Source organism: Pseudomonas sp. NPDC086112 (assembly GCF_044746425.1).
In the GTDB taxonomy this organism is placed as follows: domain Bacteria; phylum Pseudomonadota; class Gammaproteobacteria; order Pseudomonadales; family Pseudomonadaceae; genus Aquipseudomonas.
Window position 1 is genome coordinate 1 of record NZ_JBIVCD010000035.1, and the last position, 26,706, is coordinate 26,706.

Consider the following 26,706-nt stretch of genomic DNA (forward strand, 5'->3'; position numbering starts at 1 on the left):
CTCCTGACCGTATTTCATACCTGTAAACGATGTCTCCGGTTTAAAACGTAAAGGATGTCTCCGGTTTCTACCCGAGCAAGCCCGCTCCCACAGGTGACCGTGTTCAGTGCATGGACAGGCGTTCGCCAAGATTTTCGGCTTTGAGAATATCGAACAACGCCTGCGCCGCCGCCGACAATTCATGCCCTGTCGTCAGCACCCCGATCGCCCGTTCCACCACCGGGTCGCGCAGGGTTATGCAACGCGCGCCCAGCTCGCGCATCTGCCCGGCGCACAAGGCCGGCACCGCACTGACGCCCAATCCGCTGGCGACCATCCGCCCGACCGTTGCCAACTGATGGCTTTCAAATTCCACCGGCAACTTCATGCCGCGCGTCTGTAAATGTTCTTCGAGCATCACCCGCACCGTCGATGGTCGCTGCAAGGTAATGAACGGCTCCTTGAGCAAGGTCTGCCAATCGATGTCCGCCAGCTCCGCCAGTGGTGAATCGAGGGGCACCACCGCCACAAACCGGTCGATGTACAACGGGGTAAATTCCAGCGACGAGCTCTGGGTCGGTTCAAACGCCACGCCCAATTCCACCTGACGGTCGCGAACCATTTCCAGCACCTGCTCGTTGATCACGTCATTCACCGTGACATTGACCTTGGGATAACGCGCGCGAAAGGTCTTGAGGATCGGCGGCAGCAAGTTGCCGGCAAACGACGGCATCGCCGCCAGCGTCACGCGGCCGCGCTGGAGGGTGAAGCGTTGCCGCAGTTCATCCTCGGCATTGTCCCAGTCCGCGATCAATCGACGGGCCAGTGGCAGCAGCGATTCGCCTTCGGCGGTCAGTGCGACGTTGCGGGTATTGCGCGTGAACAGGCGCCCGCCCAAACCCTCCTCCAGCGCCTTGATGGTCAGGCTCAACGCCGACTGGGACAGGTGCAGCCGCTCGCACGCCACGGCAAAGCTCAAACTCTGGGCCACGGCCAGGAAGGCGCGGATCTGTTTGACGGTCATGACCACGGTCTCCAACGGTAAGCACATCCAACGTAGCTGCCGAAGGCTGATCCTACGCATTAGTGAGTTTTATCTATCAATCAACCTTAAAAATCAACTTAACAAATAAATCCTCCGGCGAGACACTCCCTCCCCATCCGGCTAGCCAGCCGCCCACAAAGAATAAAAGAGGTGCATATGGCAGGGTTCGACAAGCGCGTGTATTCCTACGAGGAAGCGATGGCAGGTCTTGAAGACGGCATGACCGTGATCTCCGGCGGCTTCGGCCTGTGCGGGATTCCGGAAAACCTCATCGCCGAGATCCAGCACCGCGGCACGCGTGATCTCACCGTGGTCTCCAACAACTGCGGCGTCGACGGTTTCGGCCTCGGTGTGCTGCTGGTAGACCGGCAGATCCGCAAGGTGGTGGCCTCCTACGTCGGCGAAAACGCGCTGTTCGAGAAGCAACTGCTGAGCGGCGAAATCGAAGTCGTCCTGACCCCTCAAGGCACCCTCGCCGAGAAAATGCGCGCAGGCGGCGCCGGCATCCCGGCGTTCTTCACCGCGACTGGCGTCGGCACTCCGGTGGCCGACGGCAAGGAAGTCCGCGAATTCAAGGGCCGCCAGTACCTGATGGAAGAATCCATCACCGGTGACTTCGCCATCGTCAAAGGCTGGAAAGCCGACCATTTCGGTAACGTGGTCTATCGCCACACCGCCCAGAACTTCAACCCGCTGGCCGCCACCGCCGGCAAGATCACCGTGGTCGAAGTCGAAGAAATCGTCGAACCCGGCGAGCTGGACCCGTCGCAGATCCATACCCCTGGCATCTACGTCGACCGGGTCATTTGCGGCACGTTCGAGAAGCGCATCGAACAGCGCACCGTGCGTAAGTGATCCCCTGCCCCCGGACCGAATGAAGGAAATAACAACAATGGCACTTTCCCGCGAACAAATGGCTCAGCGCGTCGCCCGCGAAATGCAGGACGGCTACTACGTGAACCTCGGCATCGGCATCCCGACCCTGGTCGCCAACTACATCCCTGAAGGCATGGAAGTCATGCTGCAATCGGAAAACGGCCTGCTCGGCATGGGCGCCTTTCCGACCGACGCCGAAGTCGACGCCGACATGATCAACGCCGGCAAGCAAACCGTGACCGCTCGCATCGGCGCGTCGATTTTCTCGTCCGCCGAATCGTTCGCGATGATTCGCGGCGGCCACATCGACCTGACCGTGTTGGGCGCGTTTGAAGTGGACGTCGAAGGCAACATCGCCTCCTGGATGATCCCCGGCAAACTGGTCAAGGGCATGGGCGGCGCGATGGACCTGGTGGCCGGTGCGGACAACATCATCGTCACCATGACCCACGCCTCCAAGGACGGCGAGTCGAAACTGCTGTCGCGTTGCAGCCTGCCGCTGACCGGCGCCGGTTGCATCAAGCGCGTGCTGACCGACCTGGCCTACCTGGAAATCAAGGACGGTGCGTTCATTCTCAAGGAGCGCGCACCGGGCGTCAGCGTCGAGGAAATCGTCGCCAAGACCGCTGGTAAACTGATCGTGCCTGATCATGTCCCGGAAATGCAGTTCACTGCCCAGTGAGGAATCCTTCCATGCAAGAAGTCGTAATTGTTGCCGCCACTCGCACTGCCATCGGCAGCTTCCAGGGGGCGCTGGCCAATGTGTCCGCCGTTGACCTTGGTGCTGCGGTGATCCGCCAGTTGCTGGCGCAGACCGGGCTGGACCCGGCGCAGGTCGATGAAGTGATCATGGGCCAGGTATTGACTGCCGGTGCCGGGCAGAACCCTGCGCGTCAGGCCGCGATCAAGGCCGGCCTGCCCTTCGCCGTGCCGGCCATGACCCTGAACAAGGTCTGCGGCTCGGGCCTGAAAGCGCTGCATCTGGCGGCTCAGGCAATTCGCTGCGGCGATGCCGAAGTGATCATCGCCGGTGGCCAGGAAAACATGAGCCTGGCCAATTACGTCATGCCCGGTGCCCGCACCGGTTTGCGTATGGGTCACGCGCAGATCGTCGACACGATGATCAGCGACGGTTTGTGGGATGCGTTCAACGATTACCACATGGGCATCACCGCCGAGAATCTGGCCGAGAAATACAGCCTGACCCGTGAGCAACAGGACACCTTCGCTGCCGCCTCCCAGCAAAAAGCTGTGGCCGCCATCGAAGCCGGGCGGTTTGCCGATGAGATCACGCCGATCCTGATCCCACAGCGCAAGGGCGATCCGCTGGCCTTCGCCACCGATGAACAGCCTCGGGCCGGCACCACCGCCGGCTCCCTGGGCAAACTGAAAGCGGCCTTCAAGAAGGACGGTTCGGTGACTGCCGGCAACGCTTCTTCGCTGAACGACGGCGCCGCTGCAGTGATACTGATGAGTGCCGACAAAGCCAAGGCCCTCGGGTTGCCAGTGCTGGCGAAAATCGCCGCTTATGCCAACGCGGGCGTCGACCCGGCGATCATGGGCATCGGCCCGGTGTCGGCCACTCGCCGTTGCCTGGACAAGGCGGGTTGGTCCATCGGTCAACTGGACCTGATCGAAGCCAACGAAGCCTTCGCCGCGCAATCTCTGGCCGTGGCCAAGGACCTGGAATGGGACCTGAACAAGGTCAACGTCAACGGCGGCGCCATTGCCCTGGGCCACCCGATCGGTGCGTCAGGTTGCCGGGTACTGGTGACGTTGTTGCATGAAATGATCAAGCAGGACGCCAAAAAAGGTCTGGCGACGTTATGCATTGGCGGAGGCCAAGGCGTAGCACTGGCGGTCGAGCGCTAATTACATCCTTGTAGGAGCGAGGCTTGCCCGCGAAGAACGATGACGCAGTTTATCTGTTGCACCGAGTTATCGTTCTTCGCGGGCAAGCCTCGCTCCTACAGGTTATGGTCTCTGGCCCTCAGGCGAATTTCACCAGATTCAACGCAGGCAAAGGTCCACCCGGAAACTGCACCAGCCGCGCCCCGACACTCAGTTCGCCCAGATCGATTCCAAAGAACCCCAACCGCTCGATCAACGTAGCCACCTGTGCCTTGGCCTCGGCATCGTCACCAGAGAGAAAAAGCACCCGCCGACCACCCTCCGCTTTCGGATCGCTCTCAAGCAGATGCGCCTGTAGGTGATTGAACGCCTTGACCACCCGCGCACCGGGCACCCATTCAGCAAACACTTCGCTGGACGGACGTCCCTGCAAATCCACCGCTTTGAACGATGGCGCCTCAATCGAATTGTTCGCATCGATCACAATCCGCCCGTCGAAATCTGGCAGCCCGGCCAGTGCCGTCGGTAACTTCGACCAATTCACCGCCACCAAAACAATCGGCTGTGCAGCCGCTTCTTCACGGGTGCCGGCCCGCGCTGTCGGCCCGAGTTCTGCTACCAGTGAGGCCAGGGTTTGCGGACCGCGGCTGTTGGCGATAACGATTTCAATGCCCTGACGGGATAACGCTTTGGCGAAGGCTGTGCCGATGGCGCCAGCGCCGATGATTCCGATTGTGCTCATGGTGTTCACTCCGTGGTGGGTTGATGGAGTGAATACTGCGCTTGCCATTACGACTTGATTAGAGGGTAATAGTTTGAATCATCTTCAAGCATTAATAGCAGGTGTCTGGAATGGAAACCCTCGCCAACCTTGAATCTTTCGTGCGCAGCGCCGAAACCGGCAGCTTCTCCGCCGCCGCACGGCTGCTCGCACTGACACCCGCCGCTGTCAGCCGCAACGTGGCGATGCTCGAACGCAACATCGGTGTGCGGCTATTCCAGCGCTCGACCCGCAAGTTGTCACTGACCGAAGCCGGGGAGCGTTTTCTGGCGAGTATCAGCGGCAATCTGCAAGGGTTGCAGGCGGCGATCAGTGCGGTGTCCAGTGATCGCGGGGAGCCGGCGGGCGTGCTCAAAGTCAGCCTGGCGCCGACTTTTGGCATCGGCCATGTATTGCCGTTGTTGCCGGATTTTCTGGCGCGCTATCCGCTGATTCGCCCTGAGTGGCACTTCGAAAACCGCCAGGTGGACCTGATCGCCGAAGGCTATGACGCGGCCATCGGTGGTGGTTTCGAATTGACGCCCGGGGTCATCTCGCGGACGTTGGCGGCGGCACATGTGGTGGCAGTGGCTTCACCGGCGTACATGGCCGGGCGCACGCCGCCCGACAACCCGACGGATCTGGCGCGATACAACGGGATTGTGATGCGCGGCGTGCGCACCGGGCGAGTGCGTCACTGGGTCATGCAGGATGGCGCGGGCAATGAAGCAAGTGCCGAGCTCAGTGAAAACATCGTGCTCAATGACCCGGCCGCCATGCGTGAAGCGGCCCTGCTCGGCCTCGGAGTAACGCTGCTGGTGTTGCCCGATGTCGCCGTCAATATTGAGCGAGGTGAACTGGTGCGCTTGTTGCCGGGCTGGCATGCCGACGCGGGGCCGATCTCGTTGTATTACCCGAGCCGCACGTTGATGCCGGCCAAGACCCGGGTGTTTATCGATTATCTGGTCGAGGCGTTTGGGCGGGAGACCGCGTAATCGTTCTTCGCGAGCAAGCCCGCTCCCACAGTTGATCGAGGTTGATCACAAATTTTGTGATCGGCACAGTTCCAATGTGGGAGCGGGCTTGCTCGCGAAGAGGCCCGGGCAGGCAAGACACCTCCCGACTCAGAGACCACGCTGAGCAATCCATCGCCCGCAATGCTAACGTGGCCGGCTCACACCGAATGGAGACGCGTGGGTGCTGATGCTCAAACTGCTGGTGATTCCGGGATTTCTGTTGATGATTTCCCTGGCTGGAAAACGCTGGGGCCCAAGCGTGGCCGGTTGGCTGTCGGGGTTGCCGGTGGTGGTGGGGCCGATTCTGTTCTTCCTCGCCATTGAGCAGGGCCAGCTGTTCGCTGCTCAGGCCGCGACGGCGGCGCTGTCGGCAATGTTCGCCATGATTGCCTTCTGCGTGACTTACGCCCAGGTTGCACAACGCTTGAGCTGGCCGTGGGCGCTGACGATTTCGCTGTTGGTCTGGGCCTTGGCGGCTATTGTGCTGTCGCTGACTCCGCCGTCTCTGGTGTTCTCGGTAATCGCGGCCGCCACCGCATTACTGGCCGCTCCGTACCTGTTTCCCTCGGTGCAACCTATCGTTTCAGGCCCGACGCCGAAGTCCGACAAACTGCTGCTGCGCATGATGGCCGGCGCCCTGCTCACATTGGCTGTGACGTTGCTGGCCAGCACCGTCGGCGAACGCTGGAGCGGGTTGCTCGCGGTATTCCCGGTGCTAGGCAGTGTGATGGCGGTGTTTTCCCAGCAGACTCGTGGGCTGGCGTTTACCGCGGCGTTGCTCAGGGCAACGGCGACCGGGATGTATTCGTTTGCGGCGTTTTGTCTGGTGCTGGCTTTGGCGTTGCCGAGATTTGGCTGGATGGGCTTTGTGTTGGGGGTCGGGGTTTCGCTGGGGATGTTGATGATTACGAAGCGCTTGCTCTTGCGATCAAAAAACGATGAGGAACGATCACGAAAGTTGCAGAGAATGGATGGCTAAGCCCTGGCTGTCCGTCCGGGATTTTTAATGAAAAGGTTGCCCAGAAATGGCTTCCGGGCAAATGGGCAGAAACTTTGAGTTAGAACTGGTTTAGCTCTGGGGTGGGTACTTATCCGCGTGATGTACCTCGATCTTCTCTAGGTCACTCAAAATCGCTTTCGGCGGATTGAGCAGCAAACCTTTAAATGGATAAGGCGGCCGGATCTCATATCGATCGGACTCCACCCTAGCAAGCTCCACCCACTTGCCGTCCTCTTTGTAACAGACGACAAGCGTGGCACTACCCTTTCCGTCTTCAGTCCCTTTAAACTGTATGGCAGCAATCCTTTCTTGGAAACTGGCGCTCATATCTATCACTCCCTGACTTATCGACAACCGATAAGTTTCAAGCCCATTCTTCTCTGCCTCAAAGCGTTGCACACCTGTTAGAAATAACAGTTTCGACGAACGGCGACGATGATCGCCGCATCTCGCCACAGTGTGATCACACACTGTGTAGCAGCTGGCGAAGCCTGCGTTCGGCTGCGAAGCAGTCGTGAAATCAGGCACCGCGGTCTTTCAGGTATATCGCGCGCACAGGTTTGCGACTGCTGCGCAGTCGAACGCAGCCTCGCAGGCTCGACAGCTGCTACACCACAGACTCAACCTGCGGCGGCTGCTACAGATCGCAATCCATGGGATGATCGCCGTCAAAGCGCGGATCATCCCCAGGAGAGTTTGAATGTCATTGTTGAGTAAAAAAGCCGTTGTTCTGCTGCTGATGGCGGCTACCAGCCTGGGTGCCTTGAATGTGCAGGCGGCCAAGGCCACTGCCGGCGACAAAGCGCCGGCCCAGAAGGTCTCGATGCTCGGCGGCAAGTTCACCTTCACCCTGCCCAAGGGTTTCATCGCCAACCCGCTGCCAGCCGGCGATGCGGCCACCGGCACTGCTGGGGCGACGGGTACGATGTACACCAACCAGGCCACCAAAACCGTGGTGATCGCCGCTGAAAACACCATCCCCGGCGGCGTCAACGTCAAGGACAACGACGGTGAATTCCTCGACAACACCGTGTCCGCGTTCGCCACCGAGCAACGCAACGCCTTGCCGGATTTCAACAAAACCAGCGAAAAAAGCCTGACCCAGAAAGGCACGGGCCTGGGCCTTCGGCAGATCGACAGCACCGCCACCCAGGGCGGCGGCATGACGCTGGACAGCACGTTGATGGCTGCTTCCGGCACGCGCATGGCCATCGTTCAGATCATTTCCCGCCCCAACGACAAAACCGGCCACGAAACGCTGGTGAAACAAATCGTCAGCGGCAAATAAACCCGACCGATTCAGGGATTGAGCCGCTGCAACCAGGCGCTCAAATCCTTCACCTCGGTGGCGCTGATGCTGTGACCGACACCCGGATAGGCATGAAACTCGGGCTTGAGTGACAGGTGCTGCAACAGGCTGTCGGCCTCAGTACCGTCGTTGTAGGGCAGGAGTGTGTCGGCGGTGCCATGACCGATGAAAATCGCCAGCTGCTGGCGCTTTTCATACGGTTTGAGCTCGGACTTGAGCACCGGCAGAATTCGCCCGCTCAGTGCCGCAATTCCACCCACTGCGTCGGGATGACGCAACGCGACCTCGTAGGAAATCATCGCGCCCTGGCTGAAACCCACCAGGAATACCTTGTCCGCTTCGGTGTGATATTTCTTCGCCGCCTGTGCGACAAAATCCCTCAACAGCTGGCCGCTGGCCTTCAGGTCGGCCGCCTCACCGTCGTAGGCGCCCTCGCCCTTCTGGCGAAACCACTGGTAACTGCCCTCCTCCAACGTCATCGGCGCCCGCACCGACAGGTAATTGTACTGGGGCGGCAATTGATCCTTGATGTCGAACAGGTCCTGCTCGTTACTGCCGTAACCGTGCAGGAAAATCACCAGAGGCTGGTTGCGGGATTCAGAGTCGGCCTGCTCCAGGTACTTGAGCGGCAGATCGGTGTGCAGTGGGGTTTGAGCGTGGACGGCGGTGGACGCCAGGAGCGTGAGCAGAGCGAGCAACTTCAACATAAACCTTCCTTCACAGCGCGCAGGATTCGGGGCAAAGCCTAACACTGTGAAGCATGCTGGGGCATTTCAGGTGTTGCTGAAGCCGCCATCGCGAGCAGGCTCGCTCCCACAGGTTTCTCATCTCAATAGTGAGAGCATAAAAAAAGTGGCCACCGCGTCAACAGTGGCCACTTTTTTCTACGGCGTATTAATGGCCGTAAACGTCAAAGTTGAAGTACTTGTCCTGCACTTGCTTGTACTTGCCGTTGGCGCGGATTTCGGTGATGGCAGTGTTGAATTTGTCCGCCAGCTCTTTATCACCCTTGCGCACGGCGATGCCGGCACCGCCGCCGAAGTACTTGGCGTCTTCATAGGTCGGGCCTACGAAGGCAAAGCCTTTACCGGCGTCGGTTTTCAGGAAACCTTCGTCCAGGTTGACCGAGTCGGCCAGCATCGCGTCGAGGCGACCGGCGACCATGTCCAGGTTGGCTTCCTGCTGGGAACCGTAACGCACCAGGTTGATGCCGGCCGGTACCAGCACTTCCGTGGCGAAACGGTCGTGGGTGCTGGCGCGCAACACACCGACTTTCTTGCCTTTGAGCTCGGTCAGCGGATCCTTGACGTCGGTGCCTTCCTTCATCACGAAGCGCGCCGGGGTGTGGTAGTACTTGATGGTGAAATCGACGTTCTTCTTGCGATCGTCGGTGATGGTCATGGACGACAGGATCGCGTCGATTTTCTTGACCTTCAGGGCCGGGATCAAACCATCGAACTCTTGTTCGACCCAGGTGCACTTCACTTTCATCTGCTCACACAACGCATCGCCGATGTCCACGTCGAAACCGGTGAGTTTGCCGTCCGGGGTTTTCATCGAGAACGGCGGGTAGCCGGCTTCGATACCGAGGCGAATCGGCTTGGCGTCATCGGCCATGGCGGTCAGGGACAACATCGACAGTGCCAGGGCACCGAACATCACTCGCTTCTTCATTTATAACTCCTGTGTGCGGAGGCTTTTATTGGCAGCTTTCGATTGGCAACTTTCGGTTAGTGAAGACCGAAGTGGCCGGCAGTCTAGAGCGGCTTCAGGAGGGCAAATTGTGTTTAAGCGACAAATACTTATAGAAAAAAAGCCGCGGGAATCAAGGCACTTGAAGCGTGCGCCAAGGTGGTGCAAGGGCTGTAGGACAATCCTTTGTTTCAGACAAAACCTACAAGGTTTCGGGCGTGATCCGATTGAACAGTCGCGCTGGTGATGAAGCTTTTTTTGCGGCACATTGATCCCGCCACCCCATCCCCGGAAGAGAAGCGTGATGCCCGCATTGAACCTGATCCAGCACCATCCTGCCGAAGGTCCTGGCGCCATTGCCGAATGGGCTCAGGCCCGTGGCATTACGCTGAACGTGTTTCGCGCCGACCTCAGCCAGTTGCCGCCGGTGAGCGCGGCACCCGCGATCCTGTTGGGCGGGCCTTATGAATCCAACGCCGGGCCGACGTGGCTGGAAGCGGAGCGTCAGTGGCTGGCGGGGAGTCTGGCTCAGGGCGCGGCGGTGTTTGCGATTTGTCTGGGCGCCCAATTGCTGGCGTTGACCCTGGGTGGGAATGTGCGGCGCATGGCTCGCACCGAAACTGGCTGGACGACCGTGACCTTTGCGGATGGCCAGACGCTGAAGGTGCTGGAATGGCACGAAGACGCGATCGATCTGCCAGCGGATGCGCAATTGCTGGCCAGCAGTGACGTGTGTGAGCAGCAGATGTACCGCGTCGGGGCGACTCGGGTGGGGTTGCAGTTCCATCCGGAGTGGAATGCTGAATCGGTGGCGACCCTCAATGAGCATTTTGCCGAGGAATCGCCGTTGCCTCGGGAGTCACAGGACAGCGCCGCCTATGCAGCCGTCAATGACTGGTTGCAGGGGACGCTCGACCAATGGTGGGCGGCGCGGACAGCGGTTTGAATCAAGATCAAAAGATCGCAGCCTTCGGCAGCTCCTACAGAAGACGTACTGCCGTGATTTCACCGTTGCCCTCGATCAATGTAGGAGCTGGCGAAGCCTGCGATCTTTTCGGCTACATCAACATTCGCAGCCGATCACGGTACTGACTGGCCGTTGCACCGAAACACTCAATTCAAACCCTTCATCCAGCCACCCCGTCACCCCGCCGATCATCTCCTTGACCGGGTAACCCAGCGCCGCCAGTTTCACCGCGGCCTTGTTGGCGCCGTTGCAGTGGGGCCCTGCGCAATAAACCACGAACAGCGTGGATGTCGAATAACCCGCCAAGCCATCAGCCGTGATCAGTCGCCCCGGGATGTTGATCGCGCCTGGCACATGTCCGCGTTCGAACGCCAACGGTCCGCGCACGTCGACCAGGACAAAATCCACCTCGCCAGCCTGTTGGCTGCCGTAGACGTCGGAACAATCGGTCTCGAAGGTCAGACGGTTGCTGAAATGCATCAGGGCGATGGCAGATGGGGCGGCGGGAATTTCGCGAACCAGGCTGGGCATGGGCTGTACTCCAAAGTCTCGGTGGGTGTGGGAAGACTTTATCTGCCCTACGCTTGTCGCTACAGTGGCGCACAAGACACTCACCGGGAATTTTCCGCCAAATGCAGCCCACCCCTGGATTGGTCGCGATTCTGGCCTATGACGGCCTCTGCACTTTCGAATTCGGTATTGCCGTGGAGATCTTCGGCCTGGCGCGACCGGAGTTCGATTTCCCTTGGTATGAACATCGAATCGTTGCCGTCGACCAAGGGCCGATGCGCGCCATGGGCGGCATTCAGGTGCTGGCCGACGGCGGGATGGAACTGCTGGAAGAGGCGCGGACTATCATCATCCCCGGCTGGCGCGACCGCAGCGCGGCGGTGCCTGCACCCTTGCTCGCCGCCCTGCGCCAGGCCCATGCCCGGGGCGCGCGATTGCTGTCGATCTGTTCCGGGGTATTTGTACTGGCGGCCACCGGTTTGCTCGACGGTCACGGCGCCACGACGCATTGGCGCTACACCGCTGAACTGGCCGAGCGTTTTCCGGACATACAGGTGGACCCGGACGTGCTGTATGTCGATTCCGGGCAATTGATCACCTCGGCCGGCAGCGCCGCCGGCATTGATGCCTGCCTGCACCTGGTCGCGCGGGATTTCGGCACTCAGGTAGCCAACTCGGTGGCGCGGCGCTTGGTGATGTCGCCGCAACGCACCGGCGGTCAGGCGCAGTTCATTCCGTCACCGGTCAGCCCGACGCCCCGCAGCGATCTGTCGCGGGTCATGCAGTGGGCGCGGGAACGTCTGCACGAACCGCTGGAAGTTCGCGACCTGGCCAGCGAAGCGGCCATGAGTGAACGCACGTTCCTGCGGCGGTTCACCGAAGCCAGCGGAATGCCGCCCAAGGCCTGGTTGCAACATGAGCGCCTGGCCCGGGCCCGCGAATTGTTGGAGAGCACCCGCCAGAACACCGAGCAGATTGCCCAGCACTGCGGTTATCGTTCGGTGGAGAGTTTCCGCGTAGCATTTCGCAGTGTGGTCGGCGTGCCGCCGTCGGTGTATCGGGAGCGGTTTGGGCGAGAGGTAAAGGCGATTTTTTGAGGTGTTTTTGAGGGCCTCTTCGCGAGCAAGCCCGCTCCCACATTGGGTCTGCGTCGTGCACAAATGTTGTGCTCAATAGAGATTCAGTGTGGGAGCGGGCTTGCTCGCGAAGGCGCCAGCCCAACCACCGAAACCCTCAAGGCTTGCGCAACAGATAAGTATCCATAATCCACCCATGCGCCAGCCGCGCCGCCTTACGCACCCGTTCAATCTCATCCGCGACATCCTTGAGTTTGCCGCTGATCAAAATTTCATCCGGCGTCCCCAGGTAAGCCCCCCAGTAAATCTCCGTCTCCTGATCGGCCACGTGATGGTAGGCATCTTGTGCATCCAGCATCACCACCAGGCTGTCGGCGTCACTCACCTGCCCCGCCGCCAACCGCCGGCCGGTGGTGATTTCAATCGAGCGCCCGATGCGATTCAGCGGCACCTTATGTTGCGCCGCCAGCGCCTGCACGCTGGTGATCCCGGGGATGACTTCGAACTCGAACACACACCGGCCTGACGCCAGAATCGCCTGCAGGATCCGGATGGTACTGTCGTACAACGCAGGATCGCCCCACACCAGAAAACCACCGCACTGATTGTCAGTCATTTCCTCGTTGATCAACCGCTCGAAGGTCTGCTGCTTGGCGCGGTTCAGATCTTCGACGCTGGCCTTGTAGTCCACATCCCCGCGCTCCCGCTCAGGGCTGTGGGCTTCAACGAAGCGGTAGTCGTGATCGGTGATGTAGCGCTCACAGAGCTCGCGGCGCAGGTCGATCAGTTTGTCTTTGCTCTGGCCCTTGTCCATGAGGAAAAACACATCGACGCGGTTCAGCGCCTTCACCGCCTGCATCGTGATGTAATCGGGGTTGCCGGCGCCGACTCCGATGACTAGAAGTTTTTTCATCAATGTGTTCCCTCTGGGTCCGTGCCCAACAAACGTAGCCGCCAGCAACCGTTGAACCGCAACTCGATGGCTGACAACGGTTCGACGTCGATCTGGTTGAACGCCGCCCCCTGCAACACCTGCATCAGGGCGGCGCGGATGACAAAAGGATGGGTGATGGCCACGATGTGCCCCGGCGTCGCCTCAAGGCTATTCAACCACGCAGCCACCCGTTCACCGAGTTGCGCCACCGATTCTCCACCGTGGGGTGCCGAGGTCGGGTCATTGAGCCAGGCCTGGAGCATCTCGGGTTCGGAGGTTTGCAGGTCGTCGATCGACGTGCCTTTCCAGCGTCCGAAATCGCAATCTGCCAGTGCCGTGACAATCTCCACATCATCGCCAAACAGCTCAGCGGTTTGCCGGGTCCGCAGTTCCGGGCCACAGAGCAAACGGGGGGTGCCCTTGAACTGGCGGCAACGCGAACCCTTCGCCGATTGCCAATCCATTTCCAACGGCTCATTCGTAGGAAAACGCGCCAATTTTTGTGCGACGGTTCGAGCGTGGCACATCAGGGTCAAGCGGGTCGCCTGCACGGAAGAATCTCTCTGGATAGGATGGAAAGTGCCACTAACAACCGGCTCATTGTGCCGCAAGAAATACGCTCAGAACGCATTCCACGTAGCAGCTTCGTTCGGCTGTAGCAGCTGCCGAGCTCGCGAGGCTGCGTTCGGCTGCGCAGCAGTCGTTAAACCAGAACTTGCGGTGCATCAGGCACACCGCATCAGCCCGATTCACGACTGCTTCGCAGCCGAACGCAGCCTCGCGAGCTCGGCAGCTGCTACGGACCGAGTGACGGCTTAACTTGCCCATTTTATCCCTGAGCAGGGTCGATATCTCACACATCCATGGGCGATGTCCTACAAAGCCAGTCGACATCCATGTAGCCCGCGGCGCACGAGGGTTTTCGCTCCATTTTTGGGCGTTTAAAATCCTCGGAAAAATTCACTAGACATGTAGCACACGTTACACAAATACTGTTTTAGCAATTTATGAAACAAAACAGACACACCCATCCAGCAGGAGCCCGGATGCCCTCTCTCAGAGACCTGATCACCGATCCCGGCCTGGAACTTACGCCGTCGGAACGCAAAGTCATACGTGCCTTGCTGGATCAGTACCCGCGTAACGGGCTGGGCCCGATGTCACGTCTGGCCGAACATGCCGGTGTCAGCGACCCAACCATCGTGCGGCTGGTAAAGAAGCTTGGTTTCAGCGGTTATGCTGACTTTCAGGAAGCCTTGCTCAGCGACATGGATGACCGCTTGCGCTCCCCCAGTACCCTGTTGCAACCCCGCTCCCATCTCAAAAAAGATGACCCCTGGAGCGACTATCTGGCGAACAGCCATCAGGCATTGGTCGAGACCCAGGCGCTGACCCAACCCGAAGATGTACGAATTCTGGTGGAATGGCTGCTCGACACCCGCCATCAGGTCCATTGCTTCGGCGGCCGCTTCAGCAGTTTCCTCGCCAACTATTTACTCAACCATCTGCGCCTGCTGCGGCCCGGCTGTTTTGCCCTGGAAGACAACGCGCAATTGCCGGACCGGCTGTTCGACGTGCAGCGTCAGGACGTGGTGCTGGTGTTCGACTATCGCCGCTATCAGTCCCAGGCCCTGCGGGTCGCCAATGCGGCGAAGAGCCAACATGCGCGGGTCGTGCTGTTCAGCGACATCTACGCGTCACCGCTACGAGAAATGGCCGACCTGATCATCAGCGCACCGGTGGAATCGGCGTCGGCCTTCGACTCGATGGTTCCGGCGCTGGCTCAGGTTGAAGCACTGGTTGCCTGCCTGTCACTGCGCAGCCCCGATCTGGCCGATCGCCTGGAAGGCATCGATGCCCTGCGGAACGACTTCGACACTCACCTGCTGGAGGATAAATAAGGATGTTCACGCTCCCCCACCACTCGCCCCGGGATTTGCCGTTTGCCACCGACCACACCGCACTGTTGCTGGTGGACATGCAGCGTGCCTGGCTTGAGCCGCAGTTCGACGCGCACCTCAACGGGCCGGATGCCGAATACTTTCTGACCCGCGCCCACATGCAAGTGGTGCCCAATCAACGCCGGCTGCTCAGTGCCTTTCGTAATGCACGACAAAACGTGCTGCACACGCTCATCGAAAGCCTCACCGCCGATGGTCGCGATCGTTCGCTGGATCACAAACTCTCGGACATGCATCTGCCCAAGGGCAGCCCGCAAGCGCGAATCATCGATGACCTGACGCCGATCGAAAACGAAATCGTGCTGCCCAAGACCTCTTCCGGGGTCTTCAACTCCACCAACATCGACTATGTGCTGCGCAACCTGGAAACCCGACACTTGATCATCGCCGGCATCGTCACCGACCAGTGCGTCGACATGGCCGTGCGTGACGCCGCCGACCGCGGTTACCTGGTGACGCTGGTCGAAGATGCTTGCGCCACCTACACCGAACAACGGCATTACGCCTGCCTGAACGCCATCAAGGGCTACTGCTGGATCACCGACACCCGGACCGTGCTCGGCCGGTTGCAGGAGATGCAGCCATGAGCGCTCGCCTGTCGCCGTTACCCATGACCACCATTGTCACCACCGACCTGATCGGCGTGACGCGCGGCCGTTCCTTTCCCACCGACGAACTCGAGGCCTATCAAGTGGCGGGCTGCGGCTGGGTGCCGGCCAACAGCGCCCTGACCCCGCAAGACATTATTGCCTCCAGCAATCCATGGGGTGCTTATGGCGACTTGCGGCTGATCCCCGACATGAGCAGCCGCGTGACCGTCAACAACGGCCCGGACGCCAATGCCCCGGCGCTGGACTTCATTCACGGCGACATTCGCGAAACCGATGGCCGCCCGTGGGGCGCCTGCCCGCGTACGTTGTTGCGCAACGAGGTGGAGCGTTATCGCAGCGAATTGGGACTGAAGATCAACGCCGCGTTCGAACATGAATTCAACCTCGGCAACGGCGCGGCTGAGCATCTGGCGTTCTCTCTTGAGGCGCAGCGCCAGGGCGCCGAGTTCGGCGGCTGGTTGCTCAGCGCACTGCGTGCCGGCGGTGTGGAGCCGGAGATGTTCCTGCCGGAATACGGCAAGCACCAATACGAAATCACCTGCCGCCCGGCCCTCGGCGTCGCCGCCGCCGACCGCGCGGTGAACGTGCGTGAGATCACCCGTGAGATCGCCCGGCAAATGGGCCTGGACCTGAGTTTCGCGCCCAAGACTTCCGCGCAGGCGGTGTGCAATGGCGTGCATTTGCACGTGAGCCTGCAGGATCTCACCGGCCACCCGGTGATGTACGACGCTGGCACCACCAACTGTCTGTCGACCCTCGGCCAGCATTGGGCCGCCGGCGTTCTGCATTATTTGCCGGCGCTCTGCGCCTTTACCGCGCCGACACCGGTGTCCTACGAACGCTTGCAGCCTCATCACTGGAGCGCTTCCTACGCCTGCCTCGGCCAACGCAACCGCGAAGCGGCGCTGCGGATTTGCCCGACCGTGAGCCTGGGCGGCAAAGCCGTGGCGGCGCAGTACAACCTGGAATTTCGCGCCATGGACGCCACCGCCTCGCCGCATCTGGCCATGGCCGCGTTGCTGATCGCCGGGCGCCTGGGCATCGAGCAGCGCCTGGCCTTGAACGCGATCACCGATGAGGTCCCCGATTCCCTGAACGAAGAGCAACGCCAGGCCCGCGGCATCGTCGCCCTGCCCGCGTCCCTGTCCCAGGCCCTGGAATGCCTGCGCAACAGCGAGGCGCTGATCGAAGCCCTGCCGAGCGCCTTGCTGGACACCTGGTTCGCCCTTAAAACCGAGGAACTGAAGCTGACGGAACAGCTCTCGCCCGCCGAACTTTGTGAGCACTATGCGCGCCTGTACTGAATCCGCCGAACTGGGCCTCTATACCCAGCCCGCGTATACCCTGAGCCGGGAAGCCTCCCAGCACCCGCTGATTCTGGTGTGTGAACATGCCAGTCGTTTTATCCCGGCCGGCCTGAATGATCTGGGCTTGAGCCACGAAGCCGCTCGCGAACACATCGCCTGGGACATCGGCGCCCTGACGCTGGCCGAGGGCTTGTCCGAAGCACTGGGCGCGACCCTGTTAGCGGCCAACTATTCACGGCTGTTGATCGACCTCAACCGCCCGCGCCATGCGCCGGACAGCATTCCATTGCAGAGCGAAATTTATCAGGTGCCGGGCAATCGGGATCTGGACGAGGCCACCCGCGATTATCGCCGACACTGCCTGTTCAAGCCCTTTCATGCACGCCTGCAAACCTTGATCGACGCCCGTGTGGCGCAAGGTCGACCGGTTCGCGTGGTGGGGATTCACAGTTTCACGCCGATATATTACGGCCAGCCGCGACCGCTGGAAGTCGGCGTGTTGTACGGGCAGGCTGGGGAGTACGCCCAGCGAGTGATCGACGGGTTGAGTCGGCATCCCTTGAAAGTCGCGGGTAATCAGCCGTACAAAGTCGATCCGCTGTGCGACATGACCGTGCCGGTTCACGGCGATGCACGAGGGCTGGAGTCGGTGTTGATCGAGGTGCGCAACGATCTGCTGCGTACGCCCGATGACATCGGTCGCTGGACCGACTATCTGGCGCCACTGCTGTAGAGCAATCGCTTCACACTCGCAGCATGCAGCTGCTTTCAAATCAAGGAGAAGGGCTTCATGGAAATAGAAGAATTCGGCTACAAGCAAGAGTTGAAACGTAGCCTGTCGCTGACGGACCTGGTGGTGTACGGGATGATCTTCATGATCCCCATCGCCCCGTTCGGCGTCTATGGTTACGTCAACGCCGAAGCCCCGGGGATGGTGCCGCTGGCCTACATCATCGGCATGGTGGCAATGCTGTTCACCGCCCTCAGTTACGGCAGCATGGCCCGGGCCTTTCCGATTGCAGGCTCGGTGTATTCCTACGCACAACGCGGCCTCAACCCGCATGTCGGGTTTATCGCCGGTTGGCTGATGCTGCTCGATTATTTGCTGATTCCGCCGCTGCTCTACGTCTACGCGGCGATGGCGCTGAATCATTTGTACCCGGATATCCCGAAAGTCGGCTTCATCCTGGCCTTTCTGGTCAGCGCCACCTTCGTCAACCTGCGGGGCATTACCTTCACCGCGCGGATGAACATCGTCTTTCTATTGGCGCAACTGGTGGTGCTGGGGATCTTCCTGTTCTACGCCTGGAATGCCCTGCACAGCGGCGGCGGTAATGGTCAACTGACCCTGGCGCCGCTGTACAACCCCGAGACCTTCAACTTCGCCCTGCTGATGCAAGCGGTGTCGATTGCCGTGCTGTCGTTCCTCGGTTTCGATGCGATTTCCACCCTCGCCGAAGAAATCAAGGGCGATCCGGGCCGTAGCGTCGGCAAGGCTGCGCTGATCACATTGCTGGTGATGGGCGTGATCTTCGTCGTGCAGACCTGGATTGCCACGGATCTGGCCGCCGGCCTGGGCTTCAAGAGCGCCGACACTGCGTTCTATGAAATCGCCGAAATCGCCGCCGGCAGCTGGCTGGCAACCTTGACCGCCGTGGCCACCGCCCTGGCTTGGGGCGTAGCCGTCGCGATCACCTCGCAAGCGGCGGTTTCGCGCCTGCTGTTCGGCATGGCCCGGGACGGCAAACTGCCGAAAGTGCTGGCCAAGGTGCACCCGAAACACAACACGCCGTACTTGAGCATCTATCTGGTGGCGGTGCTGTCGCTAGTGATCTGCTACCTGTTCATCAACTCGGTGGACACCCTCACCTCCCTGGTGAACTTCGGCGCCCTGAGCGGCTTCATGTTGCTGCACCTGACCGTCATCAACTATTACTGGCGTCGGCAGAAGTCCGGCCAGGTGATCCGTCACCTGATCTGCCCGGTCATCGGCTTCATCATCGTCGCGGCCATCATGTACAACATGGGCGTCGATGCACAGAAACTCGGCCTGATCTGGATTGTCTTGGGCCTGGTCTATCTATTCTTCCTCAACAAACTGGGTGCCAGCACGGCGCTGCCTGATCCGAGCACCGACCCAAGCAATGGCTGACAAGAAAAAGGGCAGCGTCTGACATGAATTCAGGCGACTGCTGATTTCAAGCGTGGAAACCGACAGTGATAGTCAGGTTCGGTGCAAATCGCCGAACCCTTTGATACAGGAGTACATCCATGCTGGTCTTACGCCCGGTGGAGTTAACCGACCTGCCCCAATTGCAGCAACTGGCGCGCGACAGTCTGGTGGGGGTCACGTCCTTGCCGGACGACACCGAACGCCTGCGCGAGAAGATTCTCGCCTCCTGCGCTTCGTTCGAGAAAGATGTCCAGGGTCATGGCCCGGAGAACTATTTCTTCGTGCTGGAAAATCTCACGACTCGCCATCTGGTCGGCTGCTCGGAAATCCTCGCAACCGCGGGGTTCAACGAGCCGTTCTACAGTTTGCGCAACCGCCATTTCACCAGCGCCTCACGGGAGCTGAACATCGAGCACGGGGTGCCGGCACTGTCGTTGTGCCACGACCTCAGTGGTCATACGTTACTGCGCGGCTTCCATATCGACGCAGCGCTGGAACGTACGCGGTTTTCCGAATTGCTGTCCCGGGCGCGACTGCTGTTCATCGCCGCCCACACGGCGCGCTTTGCCGAAGCGGTGATCACCGAAATCGTTGGCTACAGCGACGAACAGGGCCAGTCACCGTTCTGGGATGCGCTGGGCAAGCATTTCTTCGACCTGCCGTACGTTGAGGCCGAGCGGCTTTGCGGTCTGCAGAGCCGGACGTTTCTCGCCGAACTGATGCCGCAATACCCGATTTACGTGCCGATGCTGCCGCCGGCGGCACAGGCCTGTATCGGCCGGATTCATCCTGACGGTCAAGAGGCCTTCGACATTCTTGAACGCGAAGGCTTCGAGACCAACAGCTACATCGACCTGTTCGACGCTGGCCCGACGCTGTACGCACGCACCTCGAACATTCGCTCCATCGCCCAGAGCCAGACCGGCACGGTGCATCCTGGCCCGGCCATCGATGCCCGCGGTAGTTACTTGGTAAGCAACGATTCGTTGAAGGGTTACCGCGCCATCGTTGCCGAACTGGACTACCACGCCGGGCAACCCGTGGCCTTGAGCGCCGAGATGTGCGCAGCCCTGAATGTGACCGACGCCAGCGCAATCCGGTTGATCGCCCTGTGAGCCGCCACCGGCCCCGTGCCCAACGACAGCGCCCGAACAAGCGCGAAGAAGGAGCTGCATCATGATTGTCCGCCCGGTTCAAGTCACCGACCTGCCCGCCTTACTTGATCTGGTGCAACGGGCCGGCCCCGGGTTCACCACCCTGCCGGCCAGTGAAGAGCGCCTGACCCACCGTGTACGCTGGGCCCAGCGCACCTTTGCCGAACAGGTCGAGCGTGCGGACGCCGATTACCTGTTCGTGCTTGAGGACGACGATCAACAAGTGGTCGGCGTCAGCGCCCTGACAGGAGCCGTCGGCCTGCGGGAGCCCTGGTACAACTATCGGGTGGGGCTCACGGTCAGCTCCTCGCCGGACCTGGGTATTGCGCGCCAGATCCCCACGTTGTTCCTGAACAACGAAATGACCGGCCAATCGGAAATCTGTTCGCTGTTTCTGCGACACGATCAACGTCATGGCAATAATGGTCGACTGCTGTCGCTGGGGCGCCTGCTGTTCGTTGCCGAGTTCCCCCATCTGTTCGGCGACAAGCTTATCGCCGAACTGCGCGGCAGTGCCGACGAACAAGGCTGCTCACCGTTCTGGGACAGCCTGGGTCGGCACTTTTTCAAGATGGATTTCAGCCATGCCGATCACTTGTCGGGGCTTGGCAGCAAAGCATTCATCGCCGAACTGATGCCGCGCCAGCCGCTCTACACCTGCCTGCTCACCGAACAGGCGCAGGCGGTGATCGGCAAGCCGCACCCGAACACCGAACCTGCACTGAAGCTCCTCACCGCCGAGGGATTTGCTCATAAGGGTTACATCGACATCTTCGACGCCGGCCCGGTGATCGAAGCCCCGGTATCGAGAATCCGCACGGTGCGTGACAGCCAACGCTTGGAGCTAGCCATCGGCACGCCCGACGACCAGGCGCCAATATGGCTGATCCACAACCGCCGCCTGGAAAACTGCCGCATCACCACTGCCCAGGCGCGGCTGGTGGGCAACAGCCTGATCGTCGACCGACTCACTGCCAAACGCCTGCAACTGCAACCCGGCAACTCGGTGCGTGCCGTGCCGCTGCGCAATCAACAGCAGCAGGCGGTGGCGGCGTGATCATGTAGCAGCTGGCGAAGCCTGCGTTCGGCTGCGTAGCAGTCGTAAACTTTCCAACTCAGTCTTTGAGACTGATCGCCGACTCGATTTTTTTATGCATGACTTCCGATCCGTGATGGCGAGCGCTTCGCACTCGAACGCAGCCTTCGGCAGCTGCTACAAGGGATCGCGGCGAGGCCAGGATCGTGTCAATCCGGATGATATGCACTCTGCAGGAGCTGCCGCAGGCTGCGATCTTTTGATCTTGCATTCCTTGGCCGGCAAATTCGTCATCATTCTTCACCCTCCCCCGTGATAGCCTTTTGTTCCTTCGGCGTTGACACTTTTGCTCAAGCCCTTCCATTCCTTTGTATGGTGGAACTCATATGTCCAGGCTGTCTCATCAAGATTTGCGCCGTAATTTCCGCCAACTATTCGCTTCCAACGCCTGCTATCACACCGCGTCGGTCTTCGACCCGATGTCGGCACGCATTGCCGCTGATCTGGGTTTTGAGGTGGGAATCCTCGGTGGTTCGGTCGCGTCGTTGCAGGTGCTGGGCGCCCCCGACTTTGCCTTGATTACCCTGAGCGAGTTCGCCGAGCAGGCTACCCGCATCGGCCGCGTGGCCCAATTGCCGGTGATCGCCGACGCCGACCACGGCTATGGCAACGCGCTCAACGTCATGCGCACCATCGTCGAACTCGAACGCGCTGGCGTGGCCGCGCTGACCATTGAAGACACCCTGTTGCCGGCGCAATTCGGCCGCAAGTCCACCGACCTGATCACGGTTGCCGAAGGTGTCGGCAAGATTCGCGCGGCGCTCGAAGCCCGGGTCGACTCGGAAATGGCGATCATTGCGCGGACCAATGCCGGGATCCTGCCGGTTCAGGAGATCATCAGCCGCACCAAGCAATACCAACAGGCCGGGGCGGACGGGATTTGCATGGTGGGCGTTCGGGACTTCGACCACCTAGAACAAATCGCCGAGCACCTGAGCGTACCGCTGATGCTGGTCACCTATGGCAACCCGTTGCTGCGCGACGACGATCGCCTGGCCGAACTGGGTGTGCGCGTCACCATCGACGGGCATGGTGCGTACTTCGCGGCAATCAAGGCGACTTATGACAGCCTGCGCGAACAACGCCAGATCTTCACCCAGGCATCGGATCTGAGCGCGACTGAACTGACGCATACGTACACGCAGCCTGAGGAATACATCGTTTGGGCGAAGGAATATATGAGCGTCAAGGAGTGAGGGTTCGGCGGAAATGATGGTATGACATCTGGCCCCTTCGCGAGCAAGCCCGCTCCCACACTGGATTTTCTGTGGACACATTATTTGTGCACGCCCGCAATCAAATGTGGGAGCGGGCTTGCTCGCGAAGGGACCAGATGAGACACCGCTAAATCGCAACCTTGCCCCCCCTCCTCAGGGCCAGCCCCCCATCACCACAGAGCCGGCCCCACATCAAGGAATGATCTGGCCGATTACTTCTTGGTCAATTCCATGATCATCCGCGACAACAGATAAATCCGTGGCGCCACACTCTCAACCTCTGCGTATTCCTCTGGCGTATGAATATTGCCGCCGACAATCCCGAACCCGTCCAGCGTTGGTGTACCCACCCCGGCTGAGAGGCTGGCATCCGCCGCCCCGCCGCTGCCTTCTTCCGTCAGCTTGCGGCCAATTTCGCCGTAAATCCCCTGGGCCATGGCCATCAAGCGATCTGACTCCGCCGTTTGCGGCATCGGCGGTAAGCCGCGTTTCAGGGTGGTGGTGACTTCCGTTTCGGGAATCAGTTTGTCCCTGGAGACTCGCGCCAGGTCCTTCTCGATCCGGTCGAACTCTTCCGGCACTGCTGCGCGCACGTCAGCCTTGGCGGTGGCCTGATCCGGAATCACGTTGGTGCGATCGCCAGCATTGAGCACGGTGAAGTTGATGGTGGTTTTCTTCTGCGCATCGCCCAGTTTGCCGAGTTGCAGGATCTGGTGCGCGGCTTCCATGGCCGCGTTACGCCCCAGTTCCGGCGCGACGCCAGCGTGAGATGCCTTGCCCTTGACCTCGACCACGGCGGTGGCGCTGCCTTTGCGCCATACCACCAAACCATCCGCCGGGCGGCCCGGTTCGAGGTTGAGTGTTACGTCGTGGGCCTTGGCGGTTTTCTTGATCAGATCGGTGGCGACGTCCGAGCCGGTTTCTTCGCTGGCGTCGAGCAGGAAGGTGATCTGCGCGTAATCCTTGAAATCAAGGTTTTTCAGAACCTTCAGTGCATAGATCCCGGCGACGATGCCGCCCTTGTCGTCCATCACGCCCGGCCCGTAGGCGCGGCCGTCCTTGATGTGGAACGGGCGCGCGGCGGCGGAGCCTTCCTTGAACACGGTGTCCATGTGCGCCATCAGCAGGATTTTCGCCGTGCCGGTGCCTTTGAGCGTGGCCAGCACATGGTTGCTCTTGTCCGGAGTGTTGGGCACGAGTTCGATAGTGGCACCGAGTTTCTTCAACTCTTCGATGGCGATGTCGCTCACCTGGGTCAGGCCCGGCTCATAACCGGAGCCGGAGTCAATGTTCACCAACCGTTCCAGCAGTTTCAGGGCTTCACCTTTGTACTGTTCGGCATCGGCGAGGACTTGTTTATGGGGTTCGGCGAAGGCTGTAGGGGTGAAGGCGCCGAGGGCGAGGGTCAGGCAAAGGCTGGTGGCCAGGAGGGAGCGAGAGCGTTTGAACGTCATGAATCGATCCTTGTTTCGTGTCGGGGTCGAAAATACCCTACCTGACTACGACACAAGGCTCTACACCGGATGCGACACCTACAAACCTGAATGACCACACTCCCCCTGTGGGAGCGGGCTTGCTCGCGAAGACGGAGTGTCAGTCGACATCATCGTTGCCTGATACACCGCTTTCGCGAGCAAGCCCGCTCCCACAAGGGATTTGGGGTGATTGGCTTACACCGAATCGAGCATCGCCTTATGCGGTTTACCATCACTGTGGCAAATGACGCGGTTGCGGCCGGTGGTCTTGGCTTCGTAGAGCGCCTGGTCGGCGTCGTTGAGCCACAGGGTCGCGTCGTCGTGGGCCGGATTGAAGGCTGCCAGGCCGATGCTCAAACTGACTTTCAATGCCGGGTTCTGCTCGTAACCCAACGTGGCGAAACGATCACGCAACGCATCCATCGCCACGGCAGCGCGGTCCAGCGGCAGATCCGGCAGCAGCACACAGAATTCGTCGCCGCCATAACGCCCGGCGACATCCGCTGCGCGCAGGTTCTGCTTGAGCATTTTGCTCAGCTGACGCAGGACGATGTCCCCGGCGACATGGCCGTAGGTATCGTTGATGGTTTTGAAATGGTCGATGTCGATCAGCGCAATCGCCCCGCCCTGCTGCTGGCGTTGGCAGCGCTGAAACTCGATTTCCAGCTGATCTTTCCAGGCACCGTGATTCAGCAGGCCGGTCAGGCTGTCGGTGCGGCTCAGGGCCAGCAGTTCGCGCTTGTGCCGGCCGAGGGTGTCGGCCTGACGGAAGCAGATCCAGCCAAAGGACAGCGGATAAATCGACAGCAAAGGCAAGCAGGCGTACAGCTGAAACGGACTGGTTTGCGGGACAAAAGCCGGCATGAACACCAGCAGCCCGAGGCCTATCCCAAGCACCTGCGCGACGGTGCCCATCAACAGAAAACGCAAACCGCCGATGGCCACGTTGTGCATCGCCATCATCGAAAGGGTCGCCGCGCTGGGCAGCGGATTGAACTGCATGGCGGCCACCCAGAAACCGCCGAGAAACGCGTCCACCAGGATATTGCGGTGTTCGGCGTGAAAAGGAATTTTCGCCCGGCGTGCCCATTGATAAGCCACATGGGGCCAGAGCAGCCCGTTGAACAGCATTACCCCCCAGACCCAGGGCGCCGGGTCGAGTGGGTACATCCCTGCGCCGACGCACAATAATCCCAGGGCCAGCCCCAGGATTCGCGACCCATAAAGCCTCCTGGCCAGTGAAAGTCCCTTTCCTCCCTTTTTTTCCATAGAGGCCTCTGTACCGCTGAACGGAGCCTGACAACACACGGGTTGAAAGTGTGTTTGAAGTCTATCAGGGGAACGGCAAATAGCCATCACCGGTTGGCGGTCTGAATAGCATCACCTCCCATGAGCTGAATACCCAATGTTTGGTCTATACATGAAGGGAGGGATCGATAACAACGATAAAGAGGAGGCCTTGTAGCCGCTGCCGAAGGCTGCGTTCGGTTGTAGCAGCTGCCGAGCCTGCGAGGCTGCGTTCGGCTGCGAAGCAGTCGTCAAACCTGAGCTCGCGATGCAATAGGCAAACCGCACCAGCCGGATTCACGACTGCTTCGCAGCCGAACGCAGGCTTCGCCAGCTGCTACAAAGAGTGTGTCGCGGCGGAATTGGATTTCAGTTACAGCCATTGATCCGAGCGCTCAAACCCGCCGACCACACGCTGTCCTGATCACTGCAAAGGAATAGCCTGATGCTTTTGTTGGTTGTCACTATCGCCGTCTTCGTGGCCTGGAGCTGGTTGAGCTATCCGGCCATCGGTTACTGGCTCTATGACTTGAACATGGCGCTGGAGGCCCGACTGTACCGGTTACACAAGATCGTCGTGCCAATCCCCGAAATGACCGTTTCGACCTGGCAAGGCGGCCCTTACGAAGCCGCCAGCAGTGTGCTGATGCTGCATGGCTACAGTGCCGACAAGAACATCTGGCTGCGCTTCGCCCGGCATTTTGTCGACGACTACCGGGTGATCATCCCCGACCTCGCCGGGCACGGCGAAACCGGCTTCAAGGCCGGCGGTGGCTATGACATTCCGGTCCAGGCCAAACGGTTGATCCAGTTGCTCGATATCTGTGGGGTCGAAAAGGTACACGTGATCGGCAACTCCATGGGCGGCTACATCGCGGCGTGGCTGGCGGCCAATTACCCGGAGCGCATTATCTCGCTGGCGCTGCTCGACCCGGCCGGGGTCACCGCCCCGGAGCCCAGCGATATGGAGCGACACCTGGCTCGCGGGCATAACCCGTTTTTGATTCATTCCCGTGAAGAGTTCCAGCATTTTTATGCCATGACCATGGTTTCGCCGCCATGGGTGCCGGGGATCGTGCTGGACGCCGTCGCCCAGCGTTATGAACAGCAGCGCGACGAGCTGGAAGAAATCTTCAGGGACTTCCACGCCAGCCCGCCCATGGAGCCAAAACTGCCCGACATCAAATGCCCGGCGCTGCTTCTGTGGGGGCGCAAGGACCGCTTGATCGACGTCAGCAGCGTACCGGTCTGGAGCAAGGGCATCGCCGATTTGCAGGTGGAGATCTGGGACGGTGTCGGCCATATGCCGATGGTTGAGCAACCGGCCAAGACAGCGCGGCTGTATCGGGAGTTTTTGGGAAGGAAAACCTGATGAGATCCCTTGTGACAAAGGGGGCAAGCCCCTTTGCT

27 protein-coding genes are annotated in these 26,706 nt (G+C 60.3%); 17 read left to right on the forward strand and 10 right to left on the reverse strand.

Features of this window, described 5'->3' with window-relative positions; translation table 11 throughout:
• Positions 1 to 103 precede the first annotated feature (103 nt).
• On the reverse strand, positions 104 to 1,003 hold the full coding sequence (locus ACIPLA_RS21310; protein WP_401175678.1) for a LysR substrate-binding domain-containing protein: 900 nt from the start codon (positions 1,001 to 1,003) through the stop codon (positions 104 to 106).
• Positions 1,004 to 1,180: 177 nt separating this feature from the next.
• Between ACIPLA_RS21310 and ACIPLA_RS21315 the strand changes: the two genes are divergently transcribed.
• The 3 genes from ACIPLA_RS21315 to ACIPLA_RS21325 are packed head-to-tail and all read left to right on the forward strand — an operon-like array spanning position 1,181 to position 3,772.
• On the forward strand, positions 1,181 to 1,879 hold the full coding sequence (locus ACIPLA_RS21315) for a CoA transferase subunit A (protein WP_007896014.1): 699 nt from the start codon (positions 1,181 to 1,183) through the stop codon (positions 1,877 to 1,879).
• A gap of 37 nt (positions 1,880 to 1,916) precedes the next feature.
• Complete coding sequence (locus ACIPLA_RS21320) at positions 1,917 to 2,582, forward strand: CoA transferase subunit B (RefSeq protein WP_123499651.1); 666 nt, start codon at positions 1,917 to 1,919, stop codon at positions 2,580 to 2,582.
• 11 nt (positions 2,583 to 2,593) lie between these two features.
• On the forward strand, positions 2,594 to 3,772 hold the full coding sequence (locus tag ACIPLA_RS21325) for an acetyl-CoA C-acetyltransferase (RefSeq protein ID WP_401175681.1): 1,179 nt from the start codon (positions 2,594 to 2,596) through the stop codon (positions 3,770 to 3,772).
• A 118-nt stretch (positions 3,773 to 3,890) separates the two neighbouring features.
• On the opposite strand, the gene ACIPLA_RS21330 is transcribed toward ACIPLA_RS21325, so the two are convergent.
• Positions 3,891 to 4,493 carry an NADPH-dependent F420 reductase gene (locus ACIPLA_RS21330; protein WP_401175684.1) on the reverse strand — a complete coding sequence of 201 codons (603 nt, stop codon included), beginning with the start codon at positions 4,491 to 4,493 and terminating at the stop codon, positions 3,891 to 3,893.
• Between the two features lie 110 nt (positions 4,494 to 4,603).
• Between ACIPLA_RS21330 and ACIPLA_RS21335 the strand changes: the two genes are divergently transcribed.
• Complete coding sequence (locus ACIPLA_RS21335; protein ID WP_401175687.1) at positions 4,604 to 5,506, forward strand: LysR substrate-binding domain-containing protein; 903 nt, start codon at positions 4,604 to 4,606, stop codon at positions 5,504 to 5,506.
• A 202-nt stretch (positions 5,507 to 5,708) separates the two neighbouring features.
• Positions 5,709 to 6,506 (forward strand): hypothetical protein, encoded by a 798-nt coding sequence (locus tag ACIPLA_RS21340; protein WP_401175689.1) that lies wholly within the window; start codon positions 5,709 to 5,711, stop codon positions 6,504 to 6,506.
• Positions 6,507 to 6,596: 90 nt separating this feature from the next.
• Here ACIPLA_RS21340 and ACIPLA_RS21345 read toward each other — a convergent pair whose 3' ends face one another.
• Positions 6,597 to 6,854: a hypothetical protein gene (locus ACIPLA_RS21345; RefSeq protein WP_401175692.1), complete on the reverse strand. Its 258-nt coding sequence runs from the start codon at positions 6,852 to 6,854 to the stop codon at positions 6,597 to 6,599.
• A gap of 373 nt (positions 6,855 to 7,227) precedes the next feature.
• Between ACIPLA_RS21345 and ACIPLA_RS21350 the strand changes: the two genes are divergently transcribed.
• A complete protein-coding gene (locus ACIPLA_RS21350) occupies positions 7,228 to 7,815 on the forward strand; it encodes a hypothetical protein (RefSeq protein WP_401175695.1) in 588 nt (195 codons plus the stop codon).
• 11 nt (positions 7,816 to 7,826) lie between these two features.
• Here the strand turns inward: ACIPLA_RS21350 and ACIPLA_RS21355 are convergent, their stop codons facing one another.
• Entirely contained in the window at positions 7,827 to 8,543 is a 717-nt protein-coding gene (locus ACIPLA_RS21355; protein ID WP_401175698.1) for an alpha/beta hydrolase, read from the reverse strand.
• Positions 8,544 to 8,730: 187 nt separating this feature from the next.
• Positions 8,731 to 9,510 (reverse strand): ABC transporter substrate-binding protein, encoded by a 780-nt coding sequence (locus ACIPLA_RS21360; protein ID WP_123499664.1) that lies wholly within the window; start codon positions 9,508 to 9,510, stop codon positions 8,731 to 8,733.
• A 322-nt stretch (positions 9,511 to 9,832) separates the two neighbouring features.
• Here ACIPLA_RS21360 and ACIPLA_RS21365 point away from each other — a divergent pair, with 322 nt between their 5' ends.
• A complete protein-coding gene (locus tag ACIPLA_RS21365; protein WP_401175701.1) occupies positions 9,833 to 10,474 on the forward strand; it encodes a type 1 glutamine amidotransferase in 642 nt (213 codons plus the stop codon).
• Between the two features lie 117 nt (positions 10,475 to 10,591).
• Here ACIPLA_RS21365 and ACIPLA_RS21370 read toward each other — a convergent pair whose 3' ends face one another.
• Positions 10,592 to 11,026 (reverse strand): rhodanese-like domain-containing protein, encoded by a 435-nt coding sequence (locus ACIPLA_RS21370; RefSeq protein ID WP_401175704.1) that lies wholly within the window; start codon positions 11,024 to 11,026, stop codon positions 10,592 to 10,594.
• A 101-nt stretch (positions 11,027 to 11,127) separates the two neighbouring features.
• Between ACIPLA_RS21370 and ftrA the strand changes: the two genes are divergently transcribed.
• On the forward strand, positions 11,128 to 12,102 hold the full coding sequence (gene ftrA, locus ACIPLA_RS21375; protein WP_401175707.1) for a transcriptional regulator FtrA: 975 nt from the start codon (positions 11,128 to 11,130) through the stop codon (positions 12,100 to 12,102).
• A gap of 136 nt (positions 12,103 to 12,238) precedes the next feature.
• On the opposite strand, the gene cobF is transcribed toward ftrA, so the two are convergent.
• Positions 12,239 to 12,994, reverse strand: a complete 756-nt coding sequence (cobF, locus tag ACIPLA_RS21380; RefSeq protein WP_401175709.1) for a precorrin-6A synthase (deacetylating) — start codon at positions 12,992 to 12,994, stop codon at positions 12,239 to 12,241.
• A complete protein-coding gene (locus ACIPLA_RS21385) occupies positions 12,994 to 13,566 on the reverse strand; it encodes a histidine phosphatase family protein (protein WP_218396689.1) in 573 nt (190 codons plus the stop codon). The genes cobF and ACIPLA_RS21385 overlap by 1 nt, the downstream gene beginning before the upstream one ends.
• A gap of 495 nt (positions 13,567 to 14,061) precedes the next feature.
• Between ACIPLA_RS21385 and ACIPLA_RS21390 the strand changes: the two genes are divergently transcribed.
• From ACIPLA_RS21390 to ACIPLA_RS21425, 8 genes are all read left to right on the forward strand, one after another.
• The gene (locus ACIPLA_RS21390; RefSeq protein WP_401175713.1) at positions 14,062 to 14,916 is read left to right on the forward strand and encodes a MurR/RpiR family transcriptional regulator; all 855 of its coding nucleotides are present in this window, start codon (positions 14,062 to 14,064) and stop codon (positions 14,914 to 14,916) included.
• A 2-nt stretch (positions 14,917 to 14,918) separates the two neighbouring features.
• The gene (locus ACIPLA_RS21395) at positions 14,919 to 15,563 is read left to right on the forward strand and encodes an isochorismatase family cysteine hydrolase (protein WP_008073253.1); all 645 of its coding nucleotides are present in this window, start codon (positions 14,919 to 14,921) and stop codon (positions 15,561 to 15,563) included.
• Positions 15,560 to 16,891, forward strand: coding sequence for a glutamine synthetase (locus tag ACIPLA_RS21400; RefSeq protein ID WP_401175716.1), 1,332 nt, complete (start codon positions 15,560 to 15,562; stop codon positions 16,889 to 16,891). The genes ACIPLA_RS21395 and ACIPLA_RS21400 overlap by 4 nt, the downstream gene beginning before the upstream one ends.
• On the forward strand, positions 16,875 to 17,627 hold the full coding sequence (locus tag ACIPLA_RS21405; protein ID WP_401175719.1) for an N-formylglutamate amidohydrolase: 753 nt from the start codon (positions 16,875 to 16,877) through the stop codon (positions 17,625 to 17,627). Before ACIPLA_RS21400 ends, ACIPLA_RS21405 begins: the two co-directional genes overlap by 17 nt.
• Before the next feature lie 57 nt (positions 17,628 to 17,684).
• Positions 17,685 to 19,046: an APC family permease gene (locus ACIPLA_RS21410; RefSeq protein ID WP_401175722.1), complete on the forward strand. Its 1,362-nt coding sequence runs from the start codon at positions 17,685 to 17,687 to the stop codon at positions 19,044 to 19,046.
• A 119-nt stretch (positions 19,047 to 19,165) separates the two neighbouring features.
• On the forward strand, positions 19,166 to 20,182 hold the full coding sequence (locus ACIPLA_RS21415) for an arginine N-succinyltransferase (protein WP_401175725.1): 1,017 nt from the start codon (positions 19,166 to 19,168) through the stop codon (positions 20,180 to 20,182).
• Positions 20,183 to 20,243: 61 nt separating this feature from the next.
• Positions 20,244 to 21,278: an arginine N-succinyltransferase gene (gene astA, locus ACIPLA_RS21420; protein ID WP_218396700.1), complete on the forward strand. Its 1,035-nt coding sequence runs from the start codon at positions 20,244 to 20,246 to the stop codon at positions 21,276 to 21,278.
• A gap of 365 nt (positions 21,279 to 21,643) precedes the next feature.
• On the forward strand, positions 21,644 to 22,513 hold the full coding sequence (locus ACIPLA_RS21425; RefSeq protein WP_401175729.1) for an oxaloacetate decarboxylase: 870 nt from the start codon (positions 21,644 to 21,646) through the stop codon (positions 22,511 to 22,513).
• 233 nt (positions 22,514 to 22,746) lie between these two features.
• On the opposite strand, the gene ACIPLA_RS21430 is transcribed toward ACIPLA_RS21425, so the two are convergent.
• Together ACIPLA_RS21430 and ACIPLA_RS21435 are read right to left on the reverse strand one after the other, a co-directional pair.
• On the reverse strand, positions 22,747 to 23,988 hold the full coding sequence (locus tag ACIPLA_RS21430) for a M20/M25/M40 family metallo-hydrolase (protein WP_401175732.1): 1,242 nt from the start codon (positions 23,986 to 23,988) through the stop codon (positions 22,747 to 22,749).
• Positions 23,989 to 24,204: 216 nt separating this feature from the next.
• Entirely contained in the window at positions 24,205 to 25,278 is a 1,074-nt protein-coding gene (locus tag ACIPLA_RS21435; protein ID WP_401175735.1) for a diguanylate cyclase, read from the reverse strand.
• A 463-nt stretch (positions 25,279 to 25,741) separates the two neighbouring features.
• Here ACIPLA_RS21435 and ACIPLA_RS21440 point away from each other — a divergent pair, with 463 nt between their 5' ends.
• Positions 25,742 to 26,668: an alpha/beta fold hydrolase gene (locus ACIPLA_RS21440; RefSeq protein WP_123499695.1), complete on the forward strand. Its 927-nt coding sequence runs from the start codon at positions 25,742 to 25,744 to the stop codon at positions 26,666 to 26,668.
• Positions 26,669 to 26,706 lie beyond the last annotated feature (38 nt).